The sequence below is a fragment of the Hydrocarboniphaga sp. FW305-C-57 genome (assembly GCF_058783045.1).
Genome location: NZ_JBYSYG010000003.1, coordinates 1 through 26,472 on the forward strand (window position 1 = coordinate 1; position 26,472 = coordinate 26,472).

The following is a 26,472-nucleotide window of genomic DNA, read 5'->3' on the forward strand; positions in this document are numbered from 1 at the left end:
GAAACTCTTGCCCCGAGCACGTGAGCAGCGCAGGGGACTTTCGCGTAGCGAAAGTGCGTCACCAGGGTGTGCTTTCTCTTGCCTACTTCTCTTTGCACAAGCAAAGAGAAGTACGGCCCGACCGGCGAGGTCAAAAGCTCTCAGCGCACAGCTGACCCAGCGCGAAGCCACGCGCTTTAACGCAAACGGCATATATCGAAGTCTGGCCGTCCGGCGGATTCATCCCTTCAAGCCGCCACAGCAGACTGCTCCCACCCAAACAGGAGTCCGCCATGGCCAGAGAAAGCACCCAGCACAAGCTCGATCGCGTTCGCGCTCCGCGCGTACAGCTCACCTACGACGTCGAAGTGGGCAATGCGATCGAAAAGAAGGAGCTGCCGTTCGTCGCCGGCGTGCTCGGTGATTTCACGGGCCAGCCGGCCGAGCCGCCCGGCAAGCTCAAGGACCGCAAGTTCGTCAACATCGACAAGGACAACTTCAACGACGTACTCAAGGGCATGAAGCCGCGCGTGCAGCTGCAGGTGGACAACAAGCTGCAGAACGACGGCAGCAAGCTCGGCGTCGAACTCAACTTCAAGCACATCGAAGACTTCTCTCCCGAAGCCATCGTCGATCAGGTCGAGCCGCTGCGCCGTCTCATGGAAGCGCGCCAGAAGCTCGCCGACCTGCGCAACAAGGCCGCAGGCAACAACAAGTTCGAAGACCTGCTCAACGAAGTGCTGCAGAGCACCGAAAAGCTCACGCAGCTCTCGAAGGAAGTCGGCGGCAACAAGTCGCCGCAGTAAGCACGCAGTTCATAACGCCAGTCACGATCAAGGGATCACCAGGAGACACTCATGTCGGATACGCAGTTGCAGAACAGTGCTGCGGGCGCCGCTGCGGCCGATGCCGAGCCGGGCAGCCTGCTCGACGAAATTCTCGGCCAGAGCCGCATCGCCAAGACCGACACCGAAAAGGCGCGTGCGAAGGATCTGATCGCCGAGCTCGTCAACCAGGTCACCGATGGTTCGCTGACCCTGGCCAAGGATGCGATCGCGACGCTCGATGCGCGCATCGCCGAACTCGACAAGCTGCTGTCGGACCAGGTCTCCGCGATCCTGCACGATCCGGCGCTGCAGAAGCTCGAGGGTTCCTGGCGCGGCCTCAAGTATCTGGTCGACAGTTCGGAGACCAGCACCACGCTCAAGATCAAGGTCTTCAACTGCACGAAGAAGGAACTCGTGCGCGACTTCAAGAGCGCGTCGGATTTCGATCAGTCCGCGCTGTTCAAGAAGGTCTACGAAGAAGAGTACGGCACCTTCGGCGGCGCGCCGTTCGCGACGATGATCGGCGACTTCGAGTTCGGCCGTCATCCGGAAGACCTCTACCTGCTCGAAGAAATGTCGCACGTCGCCGCGGCTTCGCATGCGCCGCTGCTGTCGGCGGCCTCGCCCGAACTCATGGGCTTCGAATCGTTCACCGAGCTGTCGAGCCCGCGTGATCTGGCCAAGATCTTCGACACCGTCGAATACGCCAAGTGGAAGTCGTTCCGCTCGTCGGAAGATTCGCGCTACGTCGGTCTCGCCTTGCCGCACGTGCTCGGCCGCCTGCCTTACGGCCCGGAGACGCTGCCGGTGGAATCGTTCACGTTCCGCGAGGACGTGTCGGGCAAGGAACACGACAAGTATCTGTGGATGAACGCGGCCTACACGATCGGGGCTCGCGTGACCGATGCCTTCGCCAAGTTCGGCTGGTGCGCCGCGATCCGCGGCGTGGAAGGCGGCGGCCTCGTCGAAGGCCTGCCGACGCATACCTTCGCGACCGATGACGGCGAAGTGGCGCTCAAGTGCCCGACCGAGATTGCGATCACCGATCGTCGCGAGAAGGAACTCGCAGACCTCGGCTTCATTCCGCTCGTGCATTGCAAGGGCACCGACTACGCCGCGTTCTTCTCGACGCAATCCGCGCAGAAGGCCAAGGAGTACAACACCGACGCGGCCAATGCGAACGCGCGCCTGTCTTCGCAGCTGCAGTACATCTTCTCGGTCTCGCGCATCGCGCATTACCTCAAGTCGATGATGCGCGACAAGGTCGGCAGCTTCGCGAGCAAGAGCAGTGTCGAGACCTTCCTGAACACCTGGATCTCGCAGTATGTGCTGCTCGACGACAACGCTTCGCAGGAGCGCAAGGCGCAGTTTCCGCTGCGCGAGGCGCGCATCGAAGTCGCCGAGATTCCGGGCAAGCCCGGCGCCTACAAGTCGGTGGCCTTCCTGCGTCCGCACTACCAGCTCGACGAGCTCAGCGTGTCGCTGAGACTGGTTGCCGAGTTGCCGAAGTCCGCACGCTGAGCCGCTGAGTAAGCTGCTGCGCTCGGCATCTCGCACGAGGGCGGTGCTCGGAATCCTCACGTGCCATACGCACGCTCCGGTTCCTGCGCTCCGTCTTCCTGCGACCTGCCATCGCTCGCAACGCTTATTCAACGACTCAGTCCAGAGCCGTTAGCAAAAATCTCATCAAACACGCTGCATCAAGCAACACCAAAGGAGTGGAACCATGTCTTTCGACGCATTCATCCAGCTGGACGGCATCAAGGGCGAGAGCACCGACGACAAGCACAAGGACTGGATCGAGATCCTCAACTTCAGCTTCGGCGCCAGCCAGCCGCAGTCGGGCACGGTCTCGTCGGCCGGCAACCTCGGCGCCGCGCGCGTCAACCTGCAGAACTTCAACTTCCTGCACCACCTCGATCTCGCGAGCCCCAAGCTGTTCGAGGCTTGCGTGACCGGCCAGACCATCAAGTCCGCGATCGTCAATCTGAATCGCGCCGGCGGCGACAAGGGCAAGTACATGGAGTACAAGCTCACCGACGTGATCGTGACCTCGGTCGGCAAGGGCGGTGATTCCAAGGCCGAGAGCGACGTGCCGGTGGAATCGGTTTCGCTGGCCTTCGGCAAGATCGAGCTGATCTACACCAAGATCGGCATCGACGGACGCGCGGCCGGCAACACCTCGGCGGGCTGGGATCTCAAGGCCAACAAGAAGGTGTGATCGCACGCGGAAGCGGCGGGCCTTGCCCGCCGCTTCCGCAGTCCATTCTTGTTGGAGCAACGGAGCATTCCATGCCACAGATCATGCTCGACATGGGCGAGCCGATGGTGGTCAACGACACCGAAGTCGGCAACGCTGCCAAGCATCCGAACCGGATCGAGGATATCCAGCTCGTCCGCTTCTATCTCAACATCACGCGCAACATGGATCGCCCGCCCAACGGCAGCAACCATGCGCCCGATCGCGACGTGATGACCGAGGACGCGGATCTGGTCGGTCGCATCTTCCAGTTCCAGCTGAACCAGGCGCGCCAGCTGCGCGGTACCGGCCACTACGTGACGGCGGACGGCAAGGTCAGCGTGCCGAAGTCGAGCGGCGGATCGCTGAGCTATGGGGCCGGCCTCTACACGATTCGCCAACTCGCGAGCACCTGGGAAATCTACAAGGCGATCAATGGTCTTTCGCCAGGTTTGCGGATGAGCCAGCACAATGCCTGCGGTGCGCTGCTGCGCACCTGGCTGATCCAGCGCGGCTTCTAGACCGACGCTCGTGCTGAGCCTGATCGACAAGCTCAGTTCGACGGCCGCCACGCCGGCGCGCCTCGATCTATACACGCTGCGCGATTCGGTCTCGCGCGATCTCGAGGTGCTGCTCAACACGCGCTCCGAGGGATCGCGCCTGATTCCGGAGGCTTTCGCGGAATGCCGCAAGTCGTCGCTGACTTTCGGCATTCCGGACTTCTCGGCCTACAGCCTGCTCAATCCGGTCGATCGCGATCGCATCCGGCGATCGATCGAGCAGGCCGTCGGTTTGCATGAGGCGAGGCTCACGCGCGTACGCGTGACGCTCGATCCGCCGCAGCCGCATGATCAGTCGCTGCGTTTCAAGGTCGATGCCCTGCTGAACCTCGGGCCCGATCGCGAGAAAGTGCGCTTCGATGCGACGCTCGAACTCACGACGCAGGCGTATCAGGTCAAGTGAGTCTCACGGTGTGGTTGGCGCATCGGGATAGGGCGAGCGCTTCGCATTCACCAGCTCCCGGAGTTCGACCAGTCGCGAGGCATTGATCTGTGCCGCCGGGCCGAGTTCGATCACTCGCGATTCGATGTCCTTGAGCACGCGATCGGCTTCGTCGAAGCGATGCTGCGCGATGCGCAGTTCCACGTTGCCGATGAGGCCGCGCATATATTCCAGGCTGCGAGCGCCCTTGAGGCGCTCGATGGTTTTGAGCGTGGCGATTTGTATGGGCTCGGCTTGAGACGCGCGTCCGATCTGGACCAAGGCATCGGCATGGGCTTGTCGCGTGCCGAGCGTGACCATGCTGTCTTCCCCGGTGTACTGCACCGCCATCGGTTCGGCTTCGACCAGCCAGGGAACGGCCTCCGCGCCGCGCTGCACTTTCAGCAAGGCTCTCGCGATATTGAGTTCCAGCGTCGCCAGCGAAGCAGAGGGGCCATACAGGGCGCGACGTAGATCGATCGCCTCCTTGTAGAGCGCGATCGCATCGTCCGAACGCTTTTGCAGGGCCGCGACGGTGGCGCGCGTGTTCATGAGCGTGAGCGCCTGCGGCGTTCGCATCTGATCGCGCTTTTCCATCATGCTCCAGGCCCGATCAGCCGTGCTGCGAGCCTCGTCCAGCTGCGCGACGTTGGCGAGTATGGCGGCGAGCGAATTGAGCATTTCGAGCGTGATGTCGTCTCCTTCGGGCAGATGGCGATCGCGTTCGCTCAAGGCTTGCCGCAGGCTCGCGATCGCGGCTTCGGGCTGATTGAGCTGATACGCGAGCTCCACTTCGATCGAGCGCGAAGACGAGAGCTTTTCCCACGCCGCCGTCGGTCCAGCGGCCCAGATCGCTTGCGCTGCAGTCAGCGAGGCACGTGCCGCATCGAACTGTCCGAGCCGCAGTTGCGTGGTCGCAAGCTCGCGCAGCACATCGGCGTGATGCGCTGCATCGGCGCGAATCTCGGGCAGCGATTCATAGCGCTGCAGCAAGGGCAGGGCGCCCGGATAATCGCTCAGCGAAACATAGAGCTGGCCGAGCAGGAACAGCATGTTGGCGCGCAGCGTCGGGTCGCCGTCGAAGCGCTCCATCAGCTCGGCTGCGCTACGATCGAGCACGCTCTTGGCGGTCAGCGGCTGATCACCCGATTGCTGCTGCGAGGCTGTTCTGAACATCAGCTGCAGGTAGTCCTGCACCGCCTGCAGGCGTGCGACCTGACGCTGCGCGTTGTCGCGTTCGATGGCGGTTTCACGCGCTTGCAGCGCAATGCCGGCTACGCCGACCAGCGAGGTGACGAGCACGATCGCGGCGGCCCCGACGAGCGCGCGATGACGTCGTACGAAGCGGCTTAGCAGATAGCGCGGCGTAGCGGCACGCGCGAGCACTGGTTCGCCGCGCAGGTAGCGCTGAACGTCGGCCCACAACAGCGCAGCGGTTTCATAGCGCTGCTGTGGTTCGCGGCGTAGCGCCTTGAGCGTGATCGCATCGAGGTCACCGCGCAGTCGCGAGGCTTCGATCGGCAGTGGTGGAGACTTGGCACTCGCGTCGGGCGGTAGCGGCGCGATACGGCTCGGGGCGAGCGGATCGCCTTCCAGAATGCGACGGATCATGGTCGGCACCGCGGAATCCGTTTGCCGCCACGGACTGCGCCCGGTCAGCAGTTCGAATAACAGCAGCCCGAGCGCGTAGACGTCAGTCGCCAGGCTTACGGGGGCCCCTTCGAGCTGTTCGGGCGATGCATATTCGGGCGTCAGCAATTGCTGCGTGCGGGTGGCCGCATCGGTAGCTGCATCCGGATTGGCGACATCGATCAATCGGGCGATGCCGAAATCGAGCAGCTTGGCCTGGCCCTGGCGTGTTACCAGGATGTTGTGCGGCTTGAGATCGCGATGCACCACGAGCAGCGAATGCGCGTAACGCACGGCCTCGCAGATCTGGCCGAACAGCTGTAGACGCGCATTCAGATCAAGCGCGTGCTCGCGACACCAGGCGGCGATATCGAGCCCATCGACGTATTCCATCGCCATGTACGGCCGGCCATCGGCCGCGACGCCGCCGTCGAGTAATCGCGCGATGCCGGGATGCTCGAGGCTCGCCAGAATGCGCCGCTCTTCGTGGAAGCGGCCGATATGCGCGACCGCATGGGCGCCGACGAGCTTGATGGCGACACGCTGTTCGAAGGCGTCGTCCGCGCGCTTCGCCAGGTAGACCTCGCCCATGCCGCCGCGCCCGAGCAGGCGCTCGATGCGCCAGAGGCCGATCTGCGTGCCTTCGCCCAGCGATGCGACGGGCGCCGCGGATGCGGGCAACGGGGCGCTGCGCGCTTCAAGATAGTCCGGCGATTCATCGAGCGCGGACAGCAGTTCGCGCACGCGCTGGGCGATAGCCGGACTCGGCTCGCGGCGGTCGAGTTCGGCTGCACGTTCGGCAGGCTGCAGATCGACGAGTTCGGCGAGCAGACGCTGCACTTCGGCCCAGTCACGGCTGTCGGCTTGCGATGATGAAGTCATGGTGTGTCGGTGGCCTGCGAATGCGCAAAGTCTGTTGCACTCGCAGGCCCACAGACAACCGCAAACGCGGTCCATGAGGGACGGACGTTCATAAAAATGCGGTGAAAGCCGGACAAAACTTGATCTACACTGCGGTTACCCCCTGCTGATGCCGCTGGTTCCCCATGTCAGAGACGCAGCCGATCGCAGCGCCCGCCGAGGCTCAGGCGCCGGCCCAGGCACTGATCGCCGATCTTTATCGCGATCTGCGTCCGCTCGCGCGCCGCGTGCGCATGCGTGCCGGCGGCAGCGATACGCTGCAGACCACCGCGCTGATCAACGAGGCTTACCTGAAGCTGCGGCGCTCGGTGGAATGGAACGATCGCGAGCACTTTCTGCGCACGGCGGCGCGCGCGATGCGGCAGATCCTGCTCGACCAGGCCAAGGAGCGGCTCGCGGCCAAGCGGGGCGGCGGCGAAAAGCCACTGCCGCTCGAGGCGATCGACGAAGAGCCGGTCGTGCCCGACGAAATCCTGCTGCGTCTCGACGAGGCGCTCGAGCGTCTCGGCCAGCTCGAGCCGCGGCTCATGCAGCTCGTCGAATGCCGCTTCTACGCGGGCTACAGCGAAGTCGAAACCGCGCAGCTGCTGGGCCTTTCCGATCGCACCGTGCGCCGCGACTGGCTGCGCGCCAAGGCCTGGCTGTACGACTCCATTCGCAACGAAGAAAGCTGATCGGCGACCAGCGCCATCGCGTCGATGACGCGAACGAGCCCGGCCTCAACGGGCCTGCAGCATCGCCGGCATCGGCTCCGGCAGATGATCGGCGATGGCCTGTTGCAGCTGCGCCGGCGAGACTGGCTTGCACAGCATCGGCAGCTTCATGCGCGCGGCCTCGCGCAGGCGTTGCGGGCAGCTCTCGCCGGTGATCAGCAGCGCTGAAGGCGCGTGCCGGCCGAGATAGCGCTTGCGGATCGCGCGAATCGCCTCGATGCCGCTTTTGCCTTCGCGCAGGCGCAGGTCGGCGATCACGAGATCGGGTGCGTAGCCATCGTCGAGATGACGCAGCGCCTGATCGGCCGATTCCGCGGTGCGCGTCTCGCAGCCCCAGGATTGCAGCAGCCAGTCCATGCCTTCGAGGATCGGGGCCTCGTCGTCGATGACCAGGATGCGTTGGCCGCGCAGGTTCATCGTCCTGGGCGCGGACGGCGTGGTCACCACGGCGTCGAGTACCGGCTGCGGCGCGATGCGCGGCAGGCGCAGCTGAAACACGGTGCCCGAGCCCGGCGTGGAGCGCATCTCGAGCGGGGCCTGCATGAGCCGGCAGAGCCGCTTGACGGTGGCGAGCCCGAGCCCGAGGCCGCGATCGCCGCTGTCGACTTCGCCGAGGCGCACGAACTCGTCGAAGATGCGCGCCTGATGTTCGGGCGCGATGCCGACGCCGGTGTCCCAGACATCGATGCGCACCTGTTCGCCGCGGCAACGCGCCCCGAGCAGCACGCCGCCGCTCTGCGTGTAGCGGATCGCGTTGCAGACCAGGTTGTTGATCACGCGGGCGAGCATGCCGCGATCGCATTCGATCCACAGCGGCGTCTGCCGCACCACCAGCCGCAGCCCGCGCGATTCGGCGAGCGCGCGAAAGTTCTGGCTCACCTCGACGAACAGGCTATCGAGCGCGAAGCGCGTAGCCACCGCGTGTTCGGTGCCCGAATCGAGCCGCGAGACATCGAGCATGCCGGTGAACAGGCGGTCGAGCGATTCGACGCATTCCTGCACATGACCGATGCGCTTGAGCCGCTCGGCGTCGCGCTCGCCTTCGCGCAGATTCGCCGAGAACAGGGCGAGCGCATGCAGCGGCTGGCGCAGGTCGTGACTCGCGGCAGCGAGGAAGCGGGTCTTCTCGGCATTGGCCGCTTCGAGCTCGGCGTTCTTGTGCGCGAGCTCGGCGAGCGTGTGCTGCACGAGCTCGTCGATGGCGAGACTGTTTTGAGCGGGCTGCGATTCGATCGTGGCGGAGGCGGTGAGCTCGCGCTCCGGCTGCGGCCTGCGGCGGCGCAGCGCCAGCCAGAGCAGGGCGCCCGCAGCCACGGTCAGCAGCACCAGCGTCGCGGCGACCGCTTCGATGCCGGCATCGTGAGCGCCCTGGATCACGAAACCGAGCGCGACGCCGATGGCGATCGACACGAGCACCATGGCCGGCACGGTGATGCGCGTGTAGCCGAGCACCGGCGCGCTGTTGCGGGCACTCTGGCGTGGCGCGGCCGGAACGGCCCGCTCGCGGGCGAACGCCAGCGTCGCGCCAGCCACCCCGAACGGCTCGGCCACCGCCGCAGCCTGCATGAGTCCGGTATCGAGACCGACGCTCATGAGCCGGCCATGACGGCTGCTGGACCGAGCCCAGCGGAAACCGGCGGACATCCCCGGCGCCAGTCTTCCTCTCCTTGGCATACCCTTCTCCCCGTTCCGCATCCCGGGCCTCCGGTGCCACGCGGAACGACGAATCCGCGGTGGCCGGTGAGCCGAATTTTGCTGACTTACCTTCAAGAACGAGATCAGTCGGGCAATCCGGACACGTTTCCTGAAACCTTTTTCAGGAAGATTTCAGCGGGAGAGGAATAATCAGCGCCGCTCGATGCTCCAGCAGCGATGCGCCGGCGGCGGACGCTTGAAGTCCTCGTCGAGCGTCTGCTGGCTGATGTCGGTGACCGCGAATTCGGCGGCCAGCGACTCGTCGAGCTTGAAGCGGCGGCGGTTGGTCGAGAAGTACAGCTTGCCGCCCGGGGCGAGCAGGGCGACGGCGTCGCGGATCATCTGGCCGTGGTCCTCCTGCGTGTCGAGCACGCCTTCCATCTTCTTGGAGTTCGAGAACGTCGGCGGATCGCAGAAGATCAGGTCGTAGCGCGGTGATTTGCGATCGGCCGCCTGCTCGCGCAGCCAGGCCAGGCAGTCGGCGCGCACGAGCCGGTGCGCGCCCCAGGCCGAACGCGTGTCGTAGCCGTTGAGCAGCAGGTTGCGATCGGCCCAGTCGAGGTAGGTGTTCGACAGATCGACCGAGGTCGTCGACTCGGCCCCGCCGACGGCCGCATGCACGCTCGCGCTGCCGGTGTAGCAGAACAGGTTCAGGAAGCGCTTGCCCGCGCTTTCCTTCTGGATACGCAGGCGGATCGGCCGGTGATCGAGGAACAGGCCGGTGTCGAGGTAATCCTCGAAGTTCACCCAGAGCTTGCAGCCGTGCTCGACCACGGTCTTGAAGTCGCGGCTTTCGTCCTGCTTGCCGTACTGCGCGCTGCCGCGCTGCGACTTGCGCAGCTTGTAGTGGATGCGCCCGGCCGGCACCGCGAGAATCGCCTGCAGCTGGGCGAGCGCCTCGCGCAGGCGCTTCTCGGCCTTGGCCGGATCGATGCTGTCGGGCGCCGCGTATTCCTGCACGTGGACGTGCAGGTCGGGCGTCTCGTACAGATCCACCGCGAGCGCGTAATCGGGCAGGTCGGCGTCGTAGAGGCGGTAGTTGGTGACGCCGTTGCGGCGCGCCCATTTGCCGAGGTGTTTGGCGTTCTTGCGCAGGCGGTTGGCGAAGTCTTCGCCGCCGCTCGGGGCCTGCGACAGCGCGGACTCGATCAGCGAAGGTTCGCGAGCGGCCATCTGGAACTGCAGCAGCTTGCACTCGATCGCGCCGTTGAACAGCGTGTGCATCGCATGCGCGCGCAGGCCCAGGCGCGGAGACAGGTCCGGACGCGAGGTGAACACGGCCGCCTTCCAGCCGCCGAAGTGCTGCTTGAGCGTGGCCCCGAACAGCGAGTAGAGCTTGATGATCTCGCTCTCCTGCCCGAGCCGCTCGCCATACGGCGGGTTGGTCACGAGCAGGCCCGGCCGATCGCCGACCGGCCGCGCGTCGAGCGCATCGAGCTGCGTGAACTGGATGCGATCGGCGAGCCCGGCGTTGGCCGCGTTCTGCGCGGCCTTGCGCAGCACGCCCGCATCGGTATCGCTGCCGGCCAGGGGTGGCAGCTTTGCCAGGCCCGCCGATTTGCGGCCCGAGGCCTCGGCGCGAATCTTCCGCCAGAGCTCGGCGTCGTGCTGCGACCAGGCTTCGAAGCCGTACTTCACGCGCTTGAGGCCCGGCGCGATGTCGGCCGCGATCAGCGCGGCTTCGAGCACCAGCGTGCCCGAACCGCACATCGGATCGACGAGCCCACCGCCGGCCGCCGCGATCTCGGGCCAGCCGGCGCGGATCAGGATCGCGGCCGCGAGGTTTTCCTTGAGCGGCGCTTCGCCGGCGCCGCTGCGATAGCCTCGCCGATGCAGGCTTTCGCCCGACAGGTCGAGGCTGATCGTCGCCTGTGCGCGGTCGAGATGGACGTGGATGCCGATGTCCGGGCTTTCGGTGTCGACGTTGGGCCGCTCGTTGAAACGCTTGCGAAAGGCGTCGGCGATCGCGTCCTTGACCTTGAGCCCGGCGTAATGCGTGTGCGTGACCGCGGCCGAACGCCCGGCCACTTCGATCGCGAAGCGCTTGTCGAGCGCGAACAGTTCGGGCCATTCGATGGTCGCCGCGCCGGCGTAGAGCGAGTCCGCATCGGTGAGCGGAAACGTCGCCAGCGGCAGCAGGATGCGGTTCGCCAGCCGCGACCACAGGCAGGCGCGGTAGGCGGATTCGAGCGTGCCCGTGAACGCGATGCCGCCCTTGCGCTCCTTGGTGGTCTGGGCGCCGAAGCGGGCGAGTTCGGTGGCGAGCAGCGGTTCGACGCCGCGCGGAGCCGTGGCGAAGAACGAAAGAGAAGACGTGTCGGACATCGCGCAATGATCGCATGAGTCGCCGCGAGGCCCGGAACCCTGGCGATGCCCCGGTTTCGGGCGGGATGGCCGAATGGACTAAGGCTCACGGTATATTCCAGCCGGCGATCGCTTGGTGGAGCATCGGGCACCGTAGCCGGGGCGGGCACTCATGGGAATGGCGAGTGCCGGCCGCCGTGGCGCTCGCTGTTGTTTTTCTGGTTCTGATAGGGAGATCGAGATGAAGACCTCATGGCGTGCCGCGATCATCGCGGCCGGTTCCTTGTTGCTGTCCGCCTGCGGCGGAGGTGGTGGAGACGATGACGGCGGCGGCACCACGCCCGCGGCGCCGACCGTCACGCTGGCGGCGAGTCCCACTTCGGTGGTGCTCGGCGCGTCGTCGACGCTGAGCTGGTCGTCCACCGACGCCAGCGCCTGCACGGCCAGCGGGTCGTGGACCGGCGCCAAGAGCGCCAGCGGCACCGAAACCGTGACCCCGGTTGCGGTCGGCGATGCCGTCTACAAGCTCAGCTGCTCGGGAACGGGCGGCTCCACCGAAAAGCAGGCCACGGTTACCGTGACCGCCCCGGTCGCCACCGGCAGCATCAGTGGCAAGGTGGTGGACACCAAGACCGGAGCCCAGATCGACGGCGCGAGCGTGCGCGTCGGTTCGGCGAGCACCACGACCAATGGCGAAGGCGATTTCACTCTGGCGGGCGTGCCGGTCGGTGAACGTGCATTGCTCCAGGTCAGCAAGGCCAATTACGAGACCAACCAGCGCATCGTTCCGGTAGCCCGGGATGCGGAAAGCTTCGCCTCGGTGGTGCTGCTGCCCGTCGGCGCCTCGCAGACGCTCGATCCGGCCGCCGGCGGCGATGTCGGCATCGCCGGCTCGCCGGCCCAGGTGAGCTTCCCGGCCGGTGCGATCGATGCCACCAGCACCGTGCGCGTGACGATCACCGACGTGAATCCGTCGGCCGCTCCGGACAACATGCCGGGCGATTTCACCACTGCGGGTTCGCCGATCGAAAGCTTCGGCGCGCTATCGGTGAATCTCTACCGGGAAGACGGCAGCTCGACCAATCTCAAGAGCGGTCAGACGGCCACGATCCGCATTCCGCTCGATACGCGCTCGTCGTCGCGCCCGGACACGATTCCGCTGTTCTTCTACGACACCACCGCCGGCCGCTGGGTGCAGGAAGGCGAGGCCCGGCTGCTGACCGGTCCCGATGGTTCGTACTACGAGGGCACGGTTTCGCACTTCACCTATTGGAATGCGGATCAGGTCTACAACACGGTGACGCTGAGCGGCTGCGTGCAGAACGCGGACGGCAGCCGGGTGGCCGGCGTGCGTCTGCAGTCCACCGGCATCGATTACACCGGCACCTCGACGGCGGTCTCGGACGCCAACGGCGACTTCACCATTCCGGTTCGCGCCGGCTCCGAGCTGACGATCGGCGGCTACATCGGCCTGCAGCTGACCTCGACGCAGGCGGTCGAGACCACCAACGTCGATCAGGCGCTGCCTAGCTGCCTGCAACTCGGAACGGCCGACGGCAACGGCTTCACGGTGACGCTGACCTGGGGCCAGTTGCCCGAGGACATCGATTCGCACCTGCTGACGCCCGATGGCGAGCACATCTATTACCGCCGCAAGGGCAGCCTGACCGAAGCGCCGTTCGCGAGCCTCGACGTCGACGACACCGACTCGTTCGGCCCGGAAGTGGTCACCGTCCTGCGTCCGCGCGTCGGCACCTACCGCTACTTCGTCAACAACTACGACCGTGACCCGGCGCCGGGCATCAGCACCTCGCCGGCGCGCATCGAGCTCAAGGCCAACGGCCTGACGCGAATCTTCACTCCGCCGGCCGGCGAAACCGCCGCGACCTATTACTGGAAGGTGTTCGACATCAGCATCGCGGCCGACTGCACCGCCACCATCACGCCGTCGACGGCGCCATGGTCGGCAGAGGAGCCGACCCTGCCGCAGGCCGAAAACCCGAGCGCTGCATTCTGCTCACGCTAGCGGCGTCTTCCGGGGATCTCGGAATAGCCTGATGTTCCAGGCGTGGAGGCCAAAACCTCCACGCCGTTCGCGTGCATGACGAGCTTCATTGCGATGCGCCCGCAATAAGTCATGAATCCGTCAGCAATCCGGCAGGTATCAAGCCTGGGTTGCCCGCACACTGACTTCGCAGTGCCGGGAGACCCGGTCAACTGCCGGTCGGATGATGTCGGCCGGATGCGGCGTAACGGTTTGGGGACCGCTTCGCCGATCCGCATCGACCCTGGCTGTCGGGTCGTCGCGCTGCCGGGGGGCGCGCGACGGCTTTTTATGTCGTCATCCCAAATGACGAATCAGGAGGTCTTGCGCGCCGATTCGGCGGTCTTCGGGTCGGCCAGCATCGTGTCGATGACCGCGATCTGCGAATGCCCGTCGCCGAAATTGCGCACGAACAGGGCGCGCGCCTGGCGCAGCTCGTCGAAGCCTTCGGCGAGCTTGCGTTCGCGCAGCAGCACCCGGCCCAGACCGTAGTGTGCCCAGGCGACGCGGTTGTTGTGCGGCTGCAGGCGATGCGGGGCGAGGGCGAGCACTTCGCGCAGGTTTTCTTCCGCCCGCTGCAGCTGGCCGTCGGCCGCCCTGGCCTCGGCGAGCATGCGCTGCAGATCCAGCGTGTGCGGATGATCGGCTCCGAGCGTCGCCAGCGAGCCTTTCCAGAGCGCTTCGAGCTTGGCCAGTGCGGTCGCGGTGTGACCGAGCGCGAGCTCGGCCTCGGCGATGCGCATCTGCGTCATGCGCGTGGCGTAGTGGTTCGGTCCGAGGCGGGCCATGCGGCGGTGCAAGGCCTTGGCCAATAGCGGCAAGGCTTCTGCCGGCCGGCTCTGCTTGATCCGGATCATGCCGAGCATGTGCAGGCTGGAGGCGCTGACCGGATGACGCTCGCCGAGCGATTCGCCGGCCACGCGTCCGAGCTCCAGGCAGCGGCTCGCGGCCTCGTCGAGCCGCTCGCGGATCTGCAATGAATAGATGCGGCTGACTTCGAGCCAGAGCCGGTAGGTGCTGTCGACGACGAAGCCCTGCTTCTCGACGTATCGCTGGGCGCTGTCGAGACGGCGCTCGGCTTCGGCCCAGTCGTGGGTTTCGAACAAGGCCTCGGCCAGATCCCAGTCGATGTCCGCGATCAGGCGCTCGTCCCGGTGCGCCGAGTGCTGCAGTTCGTCGAGCAGCCCGCGGTAGCGATCGGCGGCCTCGGCGAAGTAGCCCATTTCGAAGCGCAGCCGGGCGAGCCCGTAGGCGGCGGACTGGCGATCGGCCGCGGCTTTGGCGTCATCGGCCGCGCTGGCGAGCGTCAGCAGGGTTTCGAGGTGGTTTTGCGCCTGCGCGTAATCCGCGGTCTCGATGCCGAGCCAGCCGAGCCGCGAGTGAATGCGCCGCAGCGTCGGGTGACCGGCACCGAGCCGCGCCTCATCCTGCTCGAGCGCGCGGACGAGCACGGCTCGAGCCTCGGACTCGAGCCCGAGGCTCGAATAGGCGCTGCCGATCGTATGCGCGAGTTCGGCATGCACGGCCGGCGCGCCGTCGAAGCTCGTCTGCAGGCGCAGGCGGGCGGTGTCGAGCAGCGAGCCGATGGTGACGCTGCGCCCGCCGCCGATGCGCTCGGCGTCGGTGGCGCCGAGCAGGTCCTCGTTGACGAAGCGGGTGACCGCCGAGGCGATCTCTGCGTCGGTCTGCGCCTGTTTTTCGGCCAGCCGGGCCTGGCGATAGAGCACGAAGGCGATCGCCAGGCCGGCGGCGAGGGCCAGTGCCACCACGGTCTGCCAGCGGCGCACGAGCTGCGAGCGCTCGAGCTGCCGCTGGGCTTGCAGTGCCAGCTGCTGCTGCAGGGCGTCCTGCTCGCGCTGGCGGCGGCGCTCGTCGAGATTGCGCAGGCGCGCAGCGAGTTCGGTGGCCGAATGCAGCCGGTGCGCGGGCTGCACGTCGGCCGCGTCGGCGATGTCCTCGCGCAGCAGTTCGTCGTCGATCTGGCGTTCCCAGCCCGGGCACAGCGGGGCGCGCAGATCGCCGATCACGAGCTGATAGAGCATCACCCCGAGCGAGTAGATGTCCGAGCCGATCGTCGAGGCGTGGCCGGCGAGCAGCTCGGGCGCCAGGTACAGCGCGGTGCCGCCCGAATCGTCGAGCGTCGCGCTCGTGCGGCTCAGGCCCAGGCGGGTGATTTCGAGCGCCTGCAGGCGTTCGAAATCGACGCGTCCCGAGCCGAAATCGCAGATCGCGATCTCGGGCCTGCCCTGCGGCGAGCTGCGGATCAGCAGGTTCGAGGGCTTGATGTCCTTGTGCAGCACGCCCACCGCGTGCGCCTCGCCGATCGCGCTGGCAGCCTGGATCATCAGGTCCAGGCGCGTCTGCAGCGGAATGTTCTTCAGGCCGCCCTGGGCCTCGCTCCAGTGCTTGAGGCTGCCGAGCGGCTCGTAGGCCATCTCGAGGAACCACGGTGCGTCGCTGAGGTTCCAGTCGAGGATCTCGATGCGCCAGCGCGCCTCGGGCAGGGCGTCGAGCAGGAAGCGCTGCAGTGTGATCTCGCGCTTGAGCGCGCTGAGCTCCTCGGGCGTGAAGGCGAGCTTGAACGCGCGCTGCTGGCGGGTCTTCTCGTGGCGGGCGAGCCAGACTTCGGTGCCGGCCTCGAGCCGGCGTTCGAGCATCCAGTGCGGGCGCATCGGCAGCCGATGTCCGGCTCCGATGCGCAGCGGCTCGGCGAGCGCCGAAGCGTGCACATGCTCGCGCTCGACGGCCGCATCGAGCCGGTAGCCGAAGCCGTGCACGGTGACCAGGCGCAGTCCGGGCGGTTCGCCGAGCACCTCGCGCAGCTTGGCGACGCAGCGCGCGATGACGTTGTCGGTGACCGGGCGACCGCCCCAGACCGCGGCGATCATCTCGTCCTTGGTGACGAGCTCGCCGGCGTGGCGCAGCAACAGCATCAGCGCGTCGAACGGCTTGGGCTCGAGCTTGAGCACCCTGCCGTCGCGGCTCAGTTCGCGCCGCGATTCCTCGAGCACGAAGCCGGCGAAACGCCAGCGCAGCGCTCCCGAAGAAGGCTGGCTGTCGTCGACTGCCGGGGGGAGCCGTTTCTTGGACATGCCAGATCATAGGGGCTCGCATGGCGTTCGCGACACGGGCCAAAAGCGCCCAGGGCCGCGAACGCACTCTTGAACGGCCGCTGAAAAGCCTTATGGCATAATCCGCCGCTCTTTTTCGGCCCCCTCAAGCCCCATCCCATGCTCGATTTCATTCTCAGCCCGGCCTACGCCCAGGCTGCCGCGCCTGCCCAGCCCAACGCCCTCGTGCAGTTCGCGCCGCTGGTCGTCCTGTTCGTGCTGTTCTACTTCCTGCTGATCCGTCCGCAGATGAAGCGCACCAAGGAGCATCGCCAGATGCTCGAGAAGATCGCCAAGGGCGACGAAGTGGTGACCAACGGCGGCCTCGCCGGCAAGGTCGCCAGCATCGGCGAAGCCTATGTCACCCTCGAAGTCGCCGAAGGCGTCAGCGTGAAGGTGCAGAAGGCCTCCGTCGGCAGCGTCCTGCCCAAGGGCACGCTCAAGACCCTGTAATTGAATCGATGCCGGAGCGGCCGGGCCGTTTCGGCCGCCGGCCGCTCCGGTTGACCGGAGTCTTTCGATGCGTCCCTACGCAAGCTGGAAGTACGTCGTCCTGCTGATCGCCCTCGTCGTCAGCGCCCTGTATGCGGCGCCGAATCTGTACGGGCAGGATTGGGCCGTGCAGGTTTCACTCGAATCGGGCGATCCGCTGCCCGATAGCGCCGGCGCGCGCGTCGACGCGGCGCTCAAGGAAGCGCAGATCGAGCCCTCGTCGAGCCGCCTGGAGTCGGGCCACTGGGTCACCCGCTTCTCGACGGCCGAGGCGCAGCTGCGCGCCAACGAGTCCATCAAGAAAGCGCTCGGCAACGACTACGTGGTCGCGCTGAACTTCGCCTCGAAGACGCCCGCCTGGATGGCCGCGCTCGGCGCCAAGCCGATGGCGCTGGGCCTGGACCTGCGCGGCGGCGTGCACTTTCTTCTCGAAGTCGATGGAAGTGTGCCCTTAGCCAAGGCTGTCGAGGGTTATCGTTTGGACATTCCTGCGTCCCTGCGCAAGGAAGACATCCGATATAGCGGCCGGCATCAGATCGATAGAGGCATCGAACTGGACTTTGCCGATGAGCCCAAGCTCGAGGCGGCGCGCAAGTTCATCGCCAAGGAGTATCGCGAGCTCACCGTGAGCACGCCGCCGGATCGTCCGCTGACCTTGTCGGCGCGCATTTCCGATGCCGAGGCGCAGCGCATCCAGACCTTCGCGGTGCAGCAGAACCTCATCACGCTGCGCAACCGCGTGAACCAGTTCGGTGTGGCCGAGCCGGTGGTGCAGCGCCAGGGCGCCAACCGCATTCTCGTGCAGCTGCCCGGCGTGCAGGACACCACGCGCGTCAAGGAACTGCTCGGCGCGACCGCGACGCTCGAGTATCGCGCGGTCGACGAAAGCGGTAACGCGGCGTCCGCGGCGGCCAGCGGCATCGCGCCCGCGGGCACCGAGCTGTTCTACACGCGCGAAGGCCACATTCCGTATCTGCTCAAGAAAGAGATCATCGCGAGCGGCTCGCAACTGGTCGACGCCCAGCCCGGCATCGACCAGCAGAGCGGCACGCCGATGGTGTCGGTGACGCTCGACGGGCAGGGCGCCAAGCGCATGTTCGATTTCACCAGCAAGAACGTCGGCAAACCGATGGCCGTGCTGTTCCGTGAGCGCAAGGTCATCACCACCTACAACGCCCGCGGCGAGCCGATGCGCGAGCACCAGGACGTCAACGAGATCATCTCGGTGGCGAGCATCCGCGGCGTGTTCGGCAAGAACTTCCAGACCACCGGCCTCGGCAGCAAGGAATCGCAAAATCTCGCGGTGCTGCTCAAGGCCGGCGCGCTCGCGGCGCCTGTCGACATCGTCGAGGAGCGCACCATCGGCCCGAGCCTCGGCGAAGACAACATCCGTCAGGGCTTCCAGGCGGCGGCGCTCGGCCTCGGCCTCGTCGCGCTGTTCATGTGCTTCTACTACAAGGTCTTCGGCCTGTTCGCGATCGCCGCGCTGACGCTGAACCTGCTGCTGCTGATCGCCTCGCTGTCTCTGCTGCCGACGACGATGACGATGCCCGGCATCGCCGGCCTGGTGCTGACCATGGGTATCGCGGTCGACGCCAACGTGCTGATCTACGAGCGCATCCGAGAAGAATTGAGAAACGGCATGAGCCCGGCCAAGGCGATAGAAGCCGGTTACGACCGCGCGTTCCTGACCATCGCCGACGCCAACATCACCACGCTGATCGCGGCGATCGTGCTGATCGCGGTCGGCGCCGGTCCGGTGCGCGGCTTCGCGGTCGTGCTCGCGCTCGGTATCGCGGCTTCGCAGTTCACCGCCATCGTCGGCACGCGCGCGCTGGCCCATCTGGTGTTCGGGCGCCGCGCGCGCATGAACGATCTGCCGATCTGGTAAAGGAGCGCACCATGAAATTCTTCGCTCGCGTTCCCAACATCGACTTCATGGCCCAGCGCAAGGTGGGCCTGATCGTTTCCTCGGTGCTGACGATCGCCACGATCCTGCTGCTGGTCTTCCGCGGTCTGAACTTCGGCATCGACTTCACGGGCGGCGTGCTCGTCGAAGTGGCGTATCCGCAGGCGGTCGAGCTCGACGACGTCCGTACCCACCTCGAGAAGGGCGGTTACGAACGCGCGATCGTGCAGTACTTCGGCACTACGCAGGACGTGCTGATCCGCCTGCCTCCCGCGGCCAACGCCAATTCGGCCGAAGTGAGCTCGCGCATCCTCGAAGCGCTCGATGCGCGAAACGAGAACATCGAGCTGCGCCGCATCGACTTCGTCGGTCCGCAGGTCGGCGAGGAGCTGACCGAGAAGGGTGCGCTCGCGCTGCTCGTCGCCTTCATCGGCATCGCCGTCTACATCATGCTTCGCTTCGAATGGAAATTCTCGGTCGGCGCGGTGTCGGCGCTGATTCACGATGCGCTGATGGCGCTGGGCTTTCTGTCGATCTTCTGGGTGGAGTTCGACCTGACCACGCTCGCGGCCATCCTCGCGCTGATCGGTTATTCGAACAATGAAACCATCGTCATCTACGATCGTGTTCGCGAGAACCTGATTTCGCAGCGTCGTTCGGACATCTTCGAAGTGGTGAACCTGTCGATCAACCAGACCGTGCTGCGTTCGGTGATCACGCACTTGACGACGCTGCTGGTGTTGACGGCACTGCTCCTGATGGGCGGCGCTAGCGTGCACAGCTTCTCGGTGGCGCTGATCGTCGGTGTGATCGTGGCGACGTATTCGTCGATCTATGTGTCGACGGGACTGGCGATCGTGCTGGGCATTTCGCGCGAGGATTTGTTGCCGCCGAAGGAAGAGGCGATCGACGAATCGCCGTGACGGTGGCGGGTTGGCTTTGTGTTCTTGAGCCTGCTCGGCTCTGAAGGTGTTTGGCCTTCCCGGCCGGGTCTTACTTTCTTTGCTCCTGCAAAGAAAGTAAGCAAAGAAAGCAGGCCCCGAAGTCCGCGCCCGTTCGTCGTTGCACGACGAACGGGTCCCCGGCTGGAGCGACATGCTCGGGGTCGCGCCGACGCGACATCCTGTCGCGACGTCGCTCTGGCGGATATCCATATCCGCCAGACCCACTGCGCGCGCCACTCCAGCCGGCGCTGCCAGGGGTTGAACGTCAACGGCTATTGGCTCGCTACGCTTCGCCGCTGATTTTCAGCGTCGAGCTGTCTTGCCGTTCCTCTCTCCCGCTTGCGGGAGAGAGTCCCGCCGAAGGCGGGGAGAGAGGGTTCATCCGCAAAGTGAGCGCCCTTTCCGAGTGCCCCCTCTCCCGGTCCTTCGGACCACCCTCTCCCGCAAGCGGGAGAGGGGACCGTCAACAGCAGCCGCAGCTTTGCTGTCTCCGTTCGCTTCTGTCTTACCGGGTTCCCTTGTGACGCACCGAGCAGCGGAGCGCGCGCAGGGGTCGGCGGGCATGGATGCCCGCCGAGTTTCGTCGCGACCAGAATGTTGCATCGCGTCGAAACTCCTGCCCCGAGCACGTGAGCAGCGCAGGGGACTTTCGCGCAGCGAAAGTGCGTCACCAGGGTGTGCTTTCTCCTGGTTACTTCTCGTTGCACAAGCAAAGAGAAGTAACGCCCGACCGGCGAGGTCAAAAGCCTCAGCGCTCAGCTAACCCCTAAGCGAAGCTAGCGCCACGGAAGCAGCCACCGAAGCGCAAGCTAATGCGGCAACCGCAACCCAATTTCCGTGATTTTCTCTCCCTCCATCCGCTTCACCACCAACTCCATCTCGCCGAGCCGCAGGCGATCGCCGACCACCGGCCGCGGAATCACCGAAGCGAAGAACTCCACCACGCTGCGATGCTTCGCCGAATCGGGCAACTCGAGCCCGTAGGCATCCGCGAGCGCCGTCGCCGGCGCTTTGAGGTCGATCACGAATTCGCCGAAGAACGGAACCTCGATGCCCCCGTCGCGCTTGGTCTTGGGCTTGAGTCCATCGGCGCGGAAGATTTCGTCGAGCGCCGGCAGCTCGTCCTGCGAGGCGAGCAGGGCGATGTAGTCGCCCGCGCGCAGCGTGCCCCATTCGCGGTAGCTGATGACCTTGCCGCGCCGCGCCAGGCAGACGATGCGCGAGAGATCGTTGATCGGCAGCTCCTTGGACTTGAGCCCGAGCAGCGGGCTGTTCTCGCCGATGTAGTAGCTCACGATCTCGTAGCCGCGCGTGCCGGGCAGGTCGAAGTCGCTGCGATGCACGAGCGCAGTGGTCGCGGGCATCTGCAGGCCGAGCAGGCGCGCGGCCGGCGCCACGCTCCAGCCCTGCACGACGAGCGAAACCAGCACGATGAAGAAGGCGACGTTGAAAACCACCGCCGCGTTCTCGACTTCGGCCAGATACGGGAACGTGGCGAGCACGATCGGCACCGAGCCGCGCAGCCCGACCCAGGCGATGTAGGCCTGCTCGCGCCACGGAAACCGGAACGGGGCCAGCGCAAGCGCGACCGAGACCGGCCGGGCGACCACGATCAGCACGAGGCTGATGATCAGGCTCGGAATCGCCAGCGGCAGCATTTTGCTCGGCGTGACGAGCAGGCCCAGGATCACGAACATGCCGATCTGCGAGGCCCAGGCGACGCCGTCGTGAAAGCGGCGAATGCCGCCGAAGGCGCGCACCTTGCGGTTGCCGAGCACCACGCCGGCCAGATACACGGCCAGAAAACCGCTGCCATGCAGCGACGAGGTGAGGCCGAAGATGAAGAGGCCGCTGAACAGGGCCATCAGCGGATACAGCGAATCGGACAGCTTGAGTCGGTTCAGCGACCAGGCCAGCGCGCGTCCGCCGAAGATGCCGATCAAAGCCCCGAGCCCCATCTGCTGCACGAGGAACAGCAGCGCCTCGAACCAGCGATAGGTGTCCGGTGCCTGCAGGTATTGCAGCAGGCCCAGCGTCAGGAACACCGCCATCGGATCGTTGGTGCCCGATTCGATCTCGAGCGCCGAGGTGACGCGTTCGTTGAGATGCACCGCGTTGGTGTGCAGCAGCGAGAACACCGCGGCCGCGTCGGTGGAGCCGACGATGGCCCCGACCAGCAGGCCTTCGGCCGGGGTCAGATCGAGGCACCAGGCCGCGAACAGCCCGACCACGGCCGTGGTCACGACAACGCCCACGGTGGCGAGCGAAACCGCCGGCGCGAGGCCGACGCGGAAGGTGGTCATGCGCGTGCGCATGCCGCCGTCGAACAGCACCACGGCCAGCGCCGCGGTGCCCGCGAGGTTGGCGAGCGCGAAGTCGTGGAACTGGATGCCGCCGGGCCCTTCCTCGCCGGCGAGCATGCCGACGATCAGGAACACCAGCAGCAGCGGGACGCCGAGGCGCGGCGACAGGATCGAAGCGAGGATCGAAACGATGAACAACAGGCCGCCGACGAGAATCAGGTGATTGGCGATTTCCATATCGGCCGCTGCGGTGTCGGGGTTCGTGTTTCGAGTGGGAGGTCAGCAGCCTCTATGCAGCAATCGTTCCTTGCGGTCGCCCAAAGCGCGATGCGCTTATTCGGCGTCCGGCGCCGCGGCGAAAGGCGCCGCGGCCTTGAGCATGTCCGCGAACTGGCCATGCAGCTTGGGATTGCCGACCAGGATGTTGCCGGTGTTGAGCGGATCGCCGTTGCCATAGATCTCGCTGATCATGCCGCCCGCTTCCTGCACCAGCACCATGCCGGCCGCGATGTCCCAGGGCTTGAGGCCGAGCTCCCAGTAGGCATCGAGACGGCCCGCCGCGACGTAGGCCAGATCGAGCGAGGCCGCACCGGCGCGGCGCACGCCGGCCGTGTTCTCGACGATGGTCGTCAGCATCGGCAGATAGGCCGGCAGCTTGGCCGCGCGGATCGGCACGCCGGTGCCGACCAGGGCCTGGTCGAGATCGCGGCAGTTGGAAACGCGGATGCGGCGGTTGTTGAGCGTGGCACCGGCGCCGCGGCTGGCGACGTAGAGATCCTGCGTACACGGGGCGTAGATCACGCCGTGCTGCAGCACGCCCTTGACCTGGATGCCGATCGAAACCGCGAAGTGCGGCAGGCGATGCAGGAAGTTGGTGGTGCCGTCGAGCGGATCGATGATCCAGGTGACTTCGTTCTCGCCGATCTGGCCGCCTTCCTCGCCGAGGATGGCGTGGTGAGGGTAGGCCTTGTGGACGGTGCGGATGATTTCGGCTTCGGCTCCGCGATCGACCAGCGTGACGAAGTCGTTGCGGCCTTTGTGCTCGACCTGAAGGGTATCGGCGCGCTCGAGATGGCGCATGATGAAGTTTCCGGCGCTGCGCGCTGCGGAAACGGCGATGTTCACCAGGGGATGCACGGTAGGGGCAAGGAGCGAAGGGGACGAACGTTAGAATAGCAAACCCGCCCGCCTCCCTCGTGCCGCCCGTGTCCGAATCGCCGTCCCCGTCACTGCACGAGGCTTCGCCCGAAGCCTCGACGAGCCCGCTCGACAACATCGTCATCGTGCTCAGCGGTACCCAGCATCCCGGCAACATCGGCTCGGCTGCGCGCGCGATGATGACGATGGGCCTGATGCAGCTGCGGCTGGTCAATCCGCACCGCTTTCCGCACGAGCAGGCCACCGCCATGGCCAGCGGAGCGCAGTCGGTCCTCGATTCGGCGCAGCTGTTCGAGTCGCTCGAAGCGGCGGTCGCCGACTGCGCCTTCGTCGTTGGCAGCTCCTCGCGTCGGCGCTATCTGGGCGACGAACCGCTGAGCCCGGCCGAGACCGCCAGCGTGCTGCTCGAAACCGCAGGCGCGGCGGAATCGGCGGCGCGCGTCGCCCTGGTGTTCGGTTGCGAGCGTACCGGCCTGACGGCCGAGGAACTCGATCGCTGCCACCGCCTGACGACGATCCCGTCGAACCCGGTCTATCCGTCGCTCAACCTGGCCGCGGCCGTGCAGCTGCTGTGCTGGGAGCTGCGCCGGGCGGCGATCGCGCCGCCGAAGATTTCGCTCAAGGAAGACCCGGGCTACATGAACGGGCGCTTCGGGCCGCCGACGGCCGAGCAGATGGAGCAGTTCTACGAACACCTGGAGCGCGTGCTGCTCGGCACCGGCTTTCTCGATCCGCGCAATCCGCGGCTGCTGACGCGCCGGCTGCGCCAGCTGTTCAACCGGGCGCGGCCGGACACCAACGAGCTCAACATCCTGCGCGGCATTCTCAAGTCGGTGGAGCGGCCTAAAAAGCGCACGCCGCGGGTGAAGCCTGGCCCTGCGGCCGGGCCCGAGGCCGGGGGCTGAGTACCGAATCGGTACAATCTCAGGCCGTTCCGGTCTTGAACCGGGCCTGTTCACCCGCACTGGTTCTCCATGTTCGCCCGCATCCGCGAAGACATCCGCAGCGTTTTCGAACGCGATCCCGCCGCCCGCTCGGTCTGGGAAGTGATGACGTGTTATCCGGGCCTGCACGCGGTCTGGGCGCATCGAATCGCGAACTGGTTCTGGCGGCACGGCTTCCTGTGGCTCGGGCGCTTCGTTTCGCATCTGGCGCGCTGGCTCACGGGGATCGAAATCCATCCGGGCGCCAGGCTCGGCCGGCGCTTCTTCATCGATCACGGCCTCGGCGTGGTGATCGGAGAGACCGCCGAAGTCGGCGACGACTGCACGCTCTACCAGGGCGTGACGCTCGGCGGCACCTCGCTCGCGGGCGGCAAGCGCCATCCCACGCTCGGCAACAACGTGGTGGTCGGCTCGGGCGCCAAGGTGCTCGGCAGCTTCACGGTCGGCGACGGCGCGCGCATCGGCTCGAACGCGGTCGTGGTCAAGGAAGTGCCCGCCGGCGCGACCGCGATCGGCATTCCGGCGCGCATCGTCCAGGAGCAGCAGAAGCCGGCGATGTCCGAGAGCGCGAAAAGCGTCGCCGACCAGCTCGGCTTCGATGCGTACGGCGTCACGCGAGACATGCCCGACCCGGTCGCCAACGCGATCAGCGCGATGCTCGACCACATTCACAAGCTCGATGCCCAGCTCGCCGATCTGCATGCGGCGCTGAACCAGGCCAGGCTGCCGGTCCCGGCGGCGAGCCTCGACAAGCTCGAGCTGCCCGATTTCTGCGCCGAAGACGCCGAACCGGTGAAGAAAGTCGGCAACGGCTGAGCTGCGAAGTCCCCCGATGCCGATCTACTTCGACCACAACGCCACCACGCACCTCGATGCGCGCGTGCTCGAGGCGATGATGCCCTACCTGTCCGGGCCGGCCGCGAACCCGTCGAGCCTGCATCGCTACGGCCGCCTGGCGCGCGACGCGATCGAAGCCGCGCGCGTGCAGGTGGCCCAGCTCGTCGGTGCCCAGCCGCGCGATGTCATCTGGACGTCGGGCGGCACCGAGGCCAACAACTACGCGATCAAGGGTGTCATGCAGGCCGCGCGTGGGGGCGTGCCGTTGAGAGTCCTGTACGGCGCGACCGAGCATCCGGCCGTCATGGAGGCGGCCGAATCGCTGCGCGCGGGCGGCTGCGAGGTCGAGGCGATACCGGTCGACCGTCGCGGGATCATCGAGGCGGATGCGCTCGCGGCGCAGCTCGCGAAAGCGCCGACGCGGCTGGTCTCGATCATGCGCGCGAACAACGAAACCGGCGTCATCCAGGACCTTCCGGCGCTCGCGGCCATCGTGCATGCGGCCGGTGCCTGGCTGCACGTCGATGCGGTGCAGGCGGCCGGCAAGCTCGCGGTCGACATGGACGAGCTCGGCGCCGACCTGCTCACGGTGTCGAGCCACAAGATCTACGGGCCCAAGGGCATCGCCGCGCTGGTGGTGCGCTCGGACGTGGAGCTCGAAGCGCTGCAGCACGGCGGCGCCCAGGAGCGTGGCCGCCGCGGCGGCACCGAGAACGTCGCCGCCATCGCCGGCTTCGGCCGCGCGGCCGAACTCGCGATCGAAGAACTCGACACGCGCACGCAGCACTACGCGCAGCTCATCGAGCGGCTCGACGCCGGGCTCCGGCAGATTCCCGAGATCGTGATGTTCGGCGACGGCGTCGCCCGGCTGCCGAACACGCGCCAGTTCGCGCTGAGCGGCTACGACGGCGAAGCCTTGCTGATGGAACTCGATCGCAAAGGCATTGCCGTATCGTCGGGCTCGGCCTGCGCCTCGGGATCGGGTGAGCCGAGCCACGTACTGCTGGCGATGGGCTTCGATCCGGTGACCGCCAAGGGCGCGATCCGCGTGAGCGTCGGAGTCGTCAACACCACCGATGAAGTAGCGCGGTTTCTGCACGTGTTGGCGGAGATCGCAGGGACGCTGAGATCATGATCGAATCGATTACCGCGGAAGACCGCGCCACCACGCTGCGAAACGCGGCGCACCGAGTCGAAGTGTCGCTGCTCGCGCTCGAAACCTACGACGCCAAGCACGCCGGTCTCGGGCTCACCGAAGAGCAGCGTTCCGATCGGCATCTGCTCGTCGACGTCGCCTCGCAGCTGGTCTGGGAGTACATCGTGCAGCGCGAGATGAGCGGCCTGCGCGATCACCGCGAAGCGCGCGAGCAGTACCGGATTCCGGACGAAGTCTGGCGCCGCATGGGCGCGACGCCGCGTCCTTCCTGATTCGTTTTCCGCCGC

The 26,472-nt window shown here is 66.3% G+C and carries 20 protein-coding genes; 14 read left to right on the forward strand and 6 right to left on the reverse strand.

Annotation, left to right across the window (positions count from 1 at the left end; all coding sequences use genetic code 11):
- The first annotated feature begins 272 nt into the window (after positions 1 to 272).
- The 5 genes from tssB to tssE all read left to right on the forward strand — a co-directional run bounded on the left by tssB (position 273) and on the right by tssE (position 4,008).
- On the forward strand, positions 273 to 785 hold the full coding sequence (tssB, locus tag AC3WUM_RS07345; RefSeq protein ID WP_492409570.1) for a type VI secretion system contractile sheath small subunit: 513 nt from the start codon (positions 273 to 275) through the stop codon (positions 783 to 785).
- Positions 786 to 836: 51 nt separating this feature from the next.
- On the forward strand, positions 837 to 2,327 hold the full coding sequence (gene tssC / locus AC3WUM_RS07350) for a type VI secretion system contractile sheath large subunit (RefSeq protein WP_492409572.1): 1,491 nt from the start codon (positions 837 to 839) through the stop codon (positions 2,325 to 2,327).
- 205 nt (positions 2,328 to 2,532) lie between these two features.
- Positions 2,533 to 3,027, forward strand: a complete 495-nt coding sequence (locus AC3WUM_RS07355; RefSeq protein ID WP_007185879.1) for an Hcp family type VI secretion system effector — start codon at positions 2,533 to 2,535, stop codon at positions 3,025 to 3,027.
- 71 nt (positions 3,028 to 3,098) lie between these two features.
- On the forward strand, positions 3,099 to 3,566 hold the full coding sequence (locus AC3WUM_RS07360; RefSeq protein WP_492409574.1) for a hypothetical protein: 468 nt from the start codon (positions 3,099 to 3,101) through the stop codon (positions 3,564 to 3,566).
- A 10-nt stretch (positions 3,567 to 3,576) separates the two neighbouring features.
- Positions 3,577 to 4,008, forward strand: coding sequence for a type VI secretion system baseplate subunit TssE (gene tssE / locus AC3WUM_RS07365; protein ID WP_492409575.1), 432 nt, complete (start codon positions 3,577 to 3,579; stop codon positions 4,006 to 4,008).
- A 3-nt stretch (positions 4,009 to 4,011) separates the two neighbouring features.
- Here the strand turns inward: tssE and AC3WUM_RS07370 are convergent, their stop codons facing one another.
- Positions 4,012 to 6,537 carry a protein kinase domain-containing protein gene (locus AC3WUM_RS07370; protein WP_492409576.1) on the reverse strand — a complete coding sequence of 842 codons (2,526 nt, stop codon included), beginning with the start codon at positions 6,535 to 6,537 and terminating at the stop codon, positions 4,012 to 4,014.
- A gap of 164 nt (positions 6,538 to 6,701) precedes the next feature.
- On the opposite strand from AC3WUM_RS07370, the gene AC3WUM_RS07375 reads away from it, so the two are divergent.
- Positions 6,702 to 7,250 carry an ECF-type sigma factor gene (locus tag AC3WUM_RS07375; protein ID WP_492409577.1) on the forward strand — a complete coding sequence of 183 codons (549 nt, stop codon included), beginning with the start codon at positions 6,702 to 6,704 and terminating at the stop codon, positions 7,248 to 7,250.
- A gap of 45 nt (positions 7,251 to 7,295) precedes the next feature.
- Here AC3WUM_RS07375 and AC3WUM_RS07380 read toward each other — a convergent pair whose 3' ends face one another.
- Both AC3WUM_RS07380 and rlmKL read right to left on the reverse strand, forming a co-directional pair.
- Positions 7,296 to 8,933: an ATP-binding response regulator gene (locus tag AC3WUM_RS07380; RefSeq protein WP_492409578.1), complete on the reverse strand. Its 1,638-nt coding sequence runs from the start codon at positions 8,931 to 8,933 to the stop codon at positions 7,296 to 7,298.
- Positions 8,934 to 9,134: 201 nt separating this feature from the next.
- The gene (gene rlmKL, locus AC3WUM_RS07385; RefSeq protein ID WP_492409579.1) at positions 9,135 to 11,309 is read right to left on the reverse strand and encodes a bifunctional 23S rRNA (guanine(2069)-N(7))-methyltransferase RlmK/23S rRNA (guanine(2445)-N(2))-methyltransferase RlmL; all 2,175 of its coding nucleotides are present in this window, start codon (positions 11,307 to 11,309) and stop codon (positions 9,135 to 9,137) included.
- Between the two features lie 220 nt (positions 11,310 to 11,529).
- Between rlmKL and AC3WUM_RS07390 the strand changes: the two genes are divergently transcribed.
- Complete coding sequence (locus tag AC3WUM_RS07390) at positions 11,530 to 13,314, forward strand: carboxypeptidase regulatory-like domain-containing protein (RefSeq protein WP_492409580.1); 1,785 nt, start codon at positions 11,530 to 11,532, stop codon at positions 13,312 to 13,314.
- Between the two features lie 332 nt (positions 13,315 to 13,646).
- On the opposite strand, the gene AC3WUM_RS07395 is transcribed toward AC3WUM_RS07390, so the two are convergent.
- Positions 13,647 to 16,424, reverse strand: coding sequence for a protein kinase domain-containing protein (locus AC3WUM_RS07395; protein WP_411887873.1), 2,778 nt, complete (start codon positions 16,422 to 16,424; stop codon positions 13,647 to 13,649).
- A 138-nt stretch (positions 16,425 to 16,562) separates the two neighbouring features.
- Here AC3WUM_RS07395 and yajC point away from each other — a divergent pair, with 138 nt between their 5' ends.
- The 3 genes from yajC (at position 16,563) to secF (ending at position 19,766) form a co-directional block, all read left to right on the forward strand.
- Positions 16,563 to 16,895, forward strand: a complete 333-nt coding sequence (yajC, locus tag AC3WUM_RS07400) for a preprotein translocase subunit YajC (RefSeq protein WP_007185889.1) — start codon at positions 16,563 to 16,565, stop codon at positions 16,893 to 16,895.
- Positions 16,896 to 16,962: 67 nt separating this feature from the next.
- Positions 16,963 to 18,825 (forward strand): protein translocase subunit SecD, encoded by a 1,863-nt coding sequence (secD, locus tag AC3WUM_RS07405; RefSeq protein WP_411887874.1) that lies wholly within the window; start codon positions 16,963 to 16,965, stop codon positions 18,823 to 18,825.
- Positions 18,826 to 18,836: 11 nt separating this feature from the next.
- Positions 18,837 to 19,766 carry a protein translocase subunit SecF gene (gene secF, locus AC3WUM_RS07410; RefSeq protein WP_007185891.1) on the forward strand — a complete coding sequence of 310 codons (930 nt, stop codon included), beginning with the start codon at positions 18,837 to 18,839 and terminating at the stop codon, positions 19,764 to 19,766.
- 830 nt (positions 19,767 to 20,596) lie between these two features.
- Here secF and AC3WUM_RS07415 read toward each other — a convergent pair.
- Positions 20,597 to 22,327 (reverse strand): potassium/proton antiporter, encoded by a 1,731-nt coding sequence (locus tag AC3WUM_RS07415; RefSeq protein ID WP_007185892.1) that lies wholly within the window; start codon positions 22,325 to 22,327, stop codon positions 20,597 to 20,599.
- A gap of 96 nt (positions 22,328 to 22,423) precedes the next feature.
- Complete coding sequence (locus AC3WUM_RS07420) at positions 22,424 to 23,215, reverse strand: inositol monophosphatase family protein (protein ID WP_007185893.1); 792 nt, start codon at positions 23,213 to 23,215, stop codon at positions 22,424 to 22,426.
- A gap of 80 nt (positions 23,216 to 23,295) precedes the next feature.
- Between AC3WUM_RS07420 and AC3WUM_RS07425 the strand changes: the two genes are divergently transcribed.
- The 4 genes from AC3WUM_RS07425 to AC3WUM_RS07440 all read left to right on the forward strand — a co-directional run bounded on the left by AC3WUM_RS07425 (position 23,296) and on the right by AC3WUM_RS07440 (position 26,457).
- Positions 23,296 to 24,153, forward strand: a complete 858-nt coding sequence (locus tag AC3WUM_RS07425; protein WP_341920399.1) for an RNA methyltransferase — start codon at positions 23,296 to 23,298, stop codon at positions 24,151 to 24,153.
- Between the two features lie 69 nt (positions 24,154 to 24,222).
- Positions 24,223 to 25,008, forward strand: a complete 786-nt coding sequence (gene cysE / locus AC3WUM_RS07430; protein ID WP_492409581.1) for a serine O-acetyltransferase — start codon at positions 24,223 to 24,225, stop codon at positions 25,006 to 25,008.
- Between the two features lie 16 nt (positions 25,009 to 25,024).
- Entirely contained in the window at positions 25,025 to 26,164 is a 1,140-nt protein-coding gene (locus tag AC3WUM_RS07435) for a cysteine desulfurase family protein (RefSeq protein WP_492409582.1), read from the forward strand.
- Positions 26,161 to 26,457: a DUF6665 family protein gene (locus AC3WUM_RS07440; protein WP_007185897.1), complete on the forward strand. Its 297-nt coding sequence runs from the start codon at positions 26,161 to 26,163 to the stop codon at positions 26,455 to 26,457. Before AC3WUM_RS07435 ends, AC3WUM_RS07440 begins: the two co-directional genes overlap by 4 nt.
- Positions 26,458 to 26,472 lie beyond the last annotated feature (15 nt).

Coding starts and splice junctions, on each gene's coding strand:
- tssB (WP_492409570.1), top strand. CDS start 273: ATGGCCAGAGAAAGCACCCAGCACAAGCTCGATCGCGTTCGCGCTCCG.
- tssC (WP_492409572.1), top strand. CDS start 837: ATGTCGGATACGCAGTTGCAGAACAGTGCTGCGGGCGCCGCTGCGGCC.
- AC3WUM_RS07355 (WP_007185879.1), top strand. CDS start 2,533: ATGTCTTTCGACGCATTCATCCAGCTGGACGGCATCAAGGGCGAGAGC.
- AC3WUM_RS07360 (WP_492409574.1), top strand. CDS start 3,099: ATGCCACAGATCATGCTCGACATGGGCGAGCCGATGGTGGTCAACGAC.
- AC3WUM_RS07370 (WP_492409576.1), bottom strand. CDS start 6,537: ATGACTTCATCATCGCAAGCCGACAGCCGTGACTGGGCCGAAGTGCAG.
- AC3WUM_RS07375 (WP_492409577.1), top strand. CDS start 6,702: ATGTCAGAGACGCAGCCGATCGCAGCGCCCGCCGAGGCTCAGGCGCCG.
- AC3WUM_RS07380 (WP_492409578.1), bottom strand. CDS start 8,933: ATGTCCGCCGGTTTCCGCTGGGCTCGGTCCAGCAGCCGTCATGGCCGG.
- rlmKL (WP_492409579.1), bottom strand. CDS start 11,309: ATGTCCGACACGTCTTCTCTTTCGTTCTTCGCCACGGCTCCGCGCGGC.
- AC3WUM_RS07390 (WP_492409580.1), top strand. CDS start 11,530: ATGAAGACCTCATGGCGTGCCGCGATCATCGCGGCCGGTTCCTTGTTG.
- AC3WUM_RS07395 (WP_411887873.1), bottom strand. CDS start 16,424: ATGTCCAAGAAACGGCTCCCCCCGGCAGTCGACGACAGCCAGCCTTCT.
- yajC (WP_007185889.1), top strand. CDS start 16,563: ATGCTCGATTTCATTCTCAGCCCGGCCTACGCCCAGGCTGCCGCGCCT.
- secD (WP_411887874.1), top strand. CDS start 16,963: ATGCGTCCCTACGCAAGCTGGAAGTACGTCGTCCTGCTGATCGCCCTC.
- secF (WP_007185891.1), top strand. CDS start 18,837: ATGAAATTCTTCGCTCGCGTTCCCAACATCGACTTCATGGCCCAGCGC.
- AC3WUM_RS07415 (WP_007185892.1), bottom strand. CDS start 22,327: ATGGAAATCGCCAATCACCTGATTCTCGTCGGCGGCCTGTTGTTCATC.
- cysE (WP_492409581.1), top strand. CDS start 24,223: ATGTTCGCCCGCATCCGCGAAGACATCCGCAGCGTTTTCGAACGCGAT.
- AC3WUM_RS07435 (WP_492409582.1), top strand. CDS start 25,025: ATGCCGATCTACTTCGACCACAACGCCACCACGCACCTCGATGCGCGC.
- AC3WUM_RS07440 (WP_007185897.1), top strand. CDS start 26,161: ATGATCGAATCGATTACCGCGGAAGACCGCGCCACCACGCTGCGAAAC.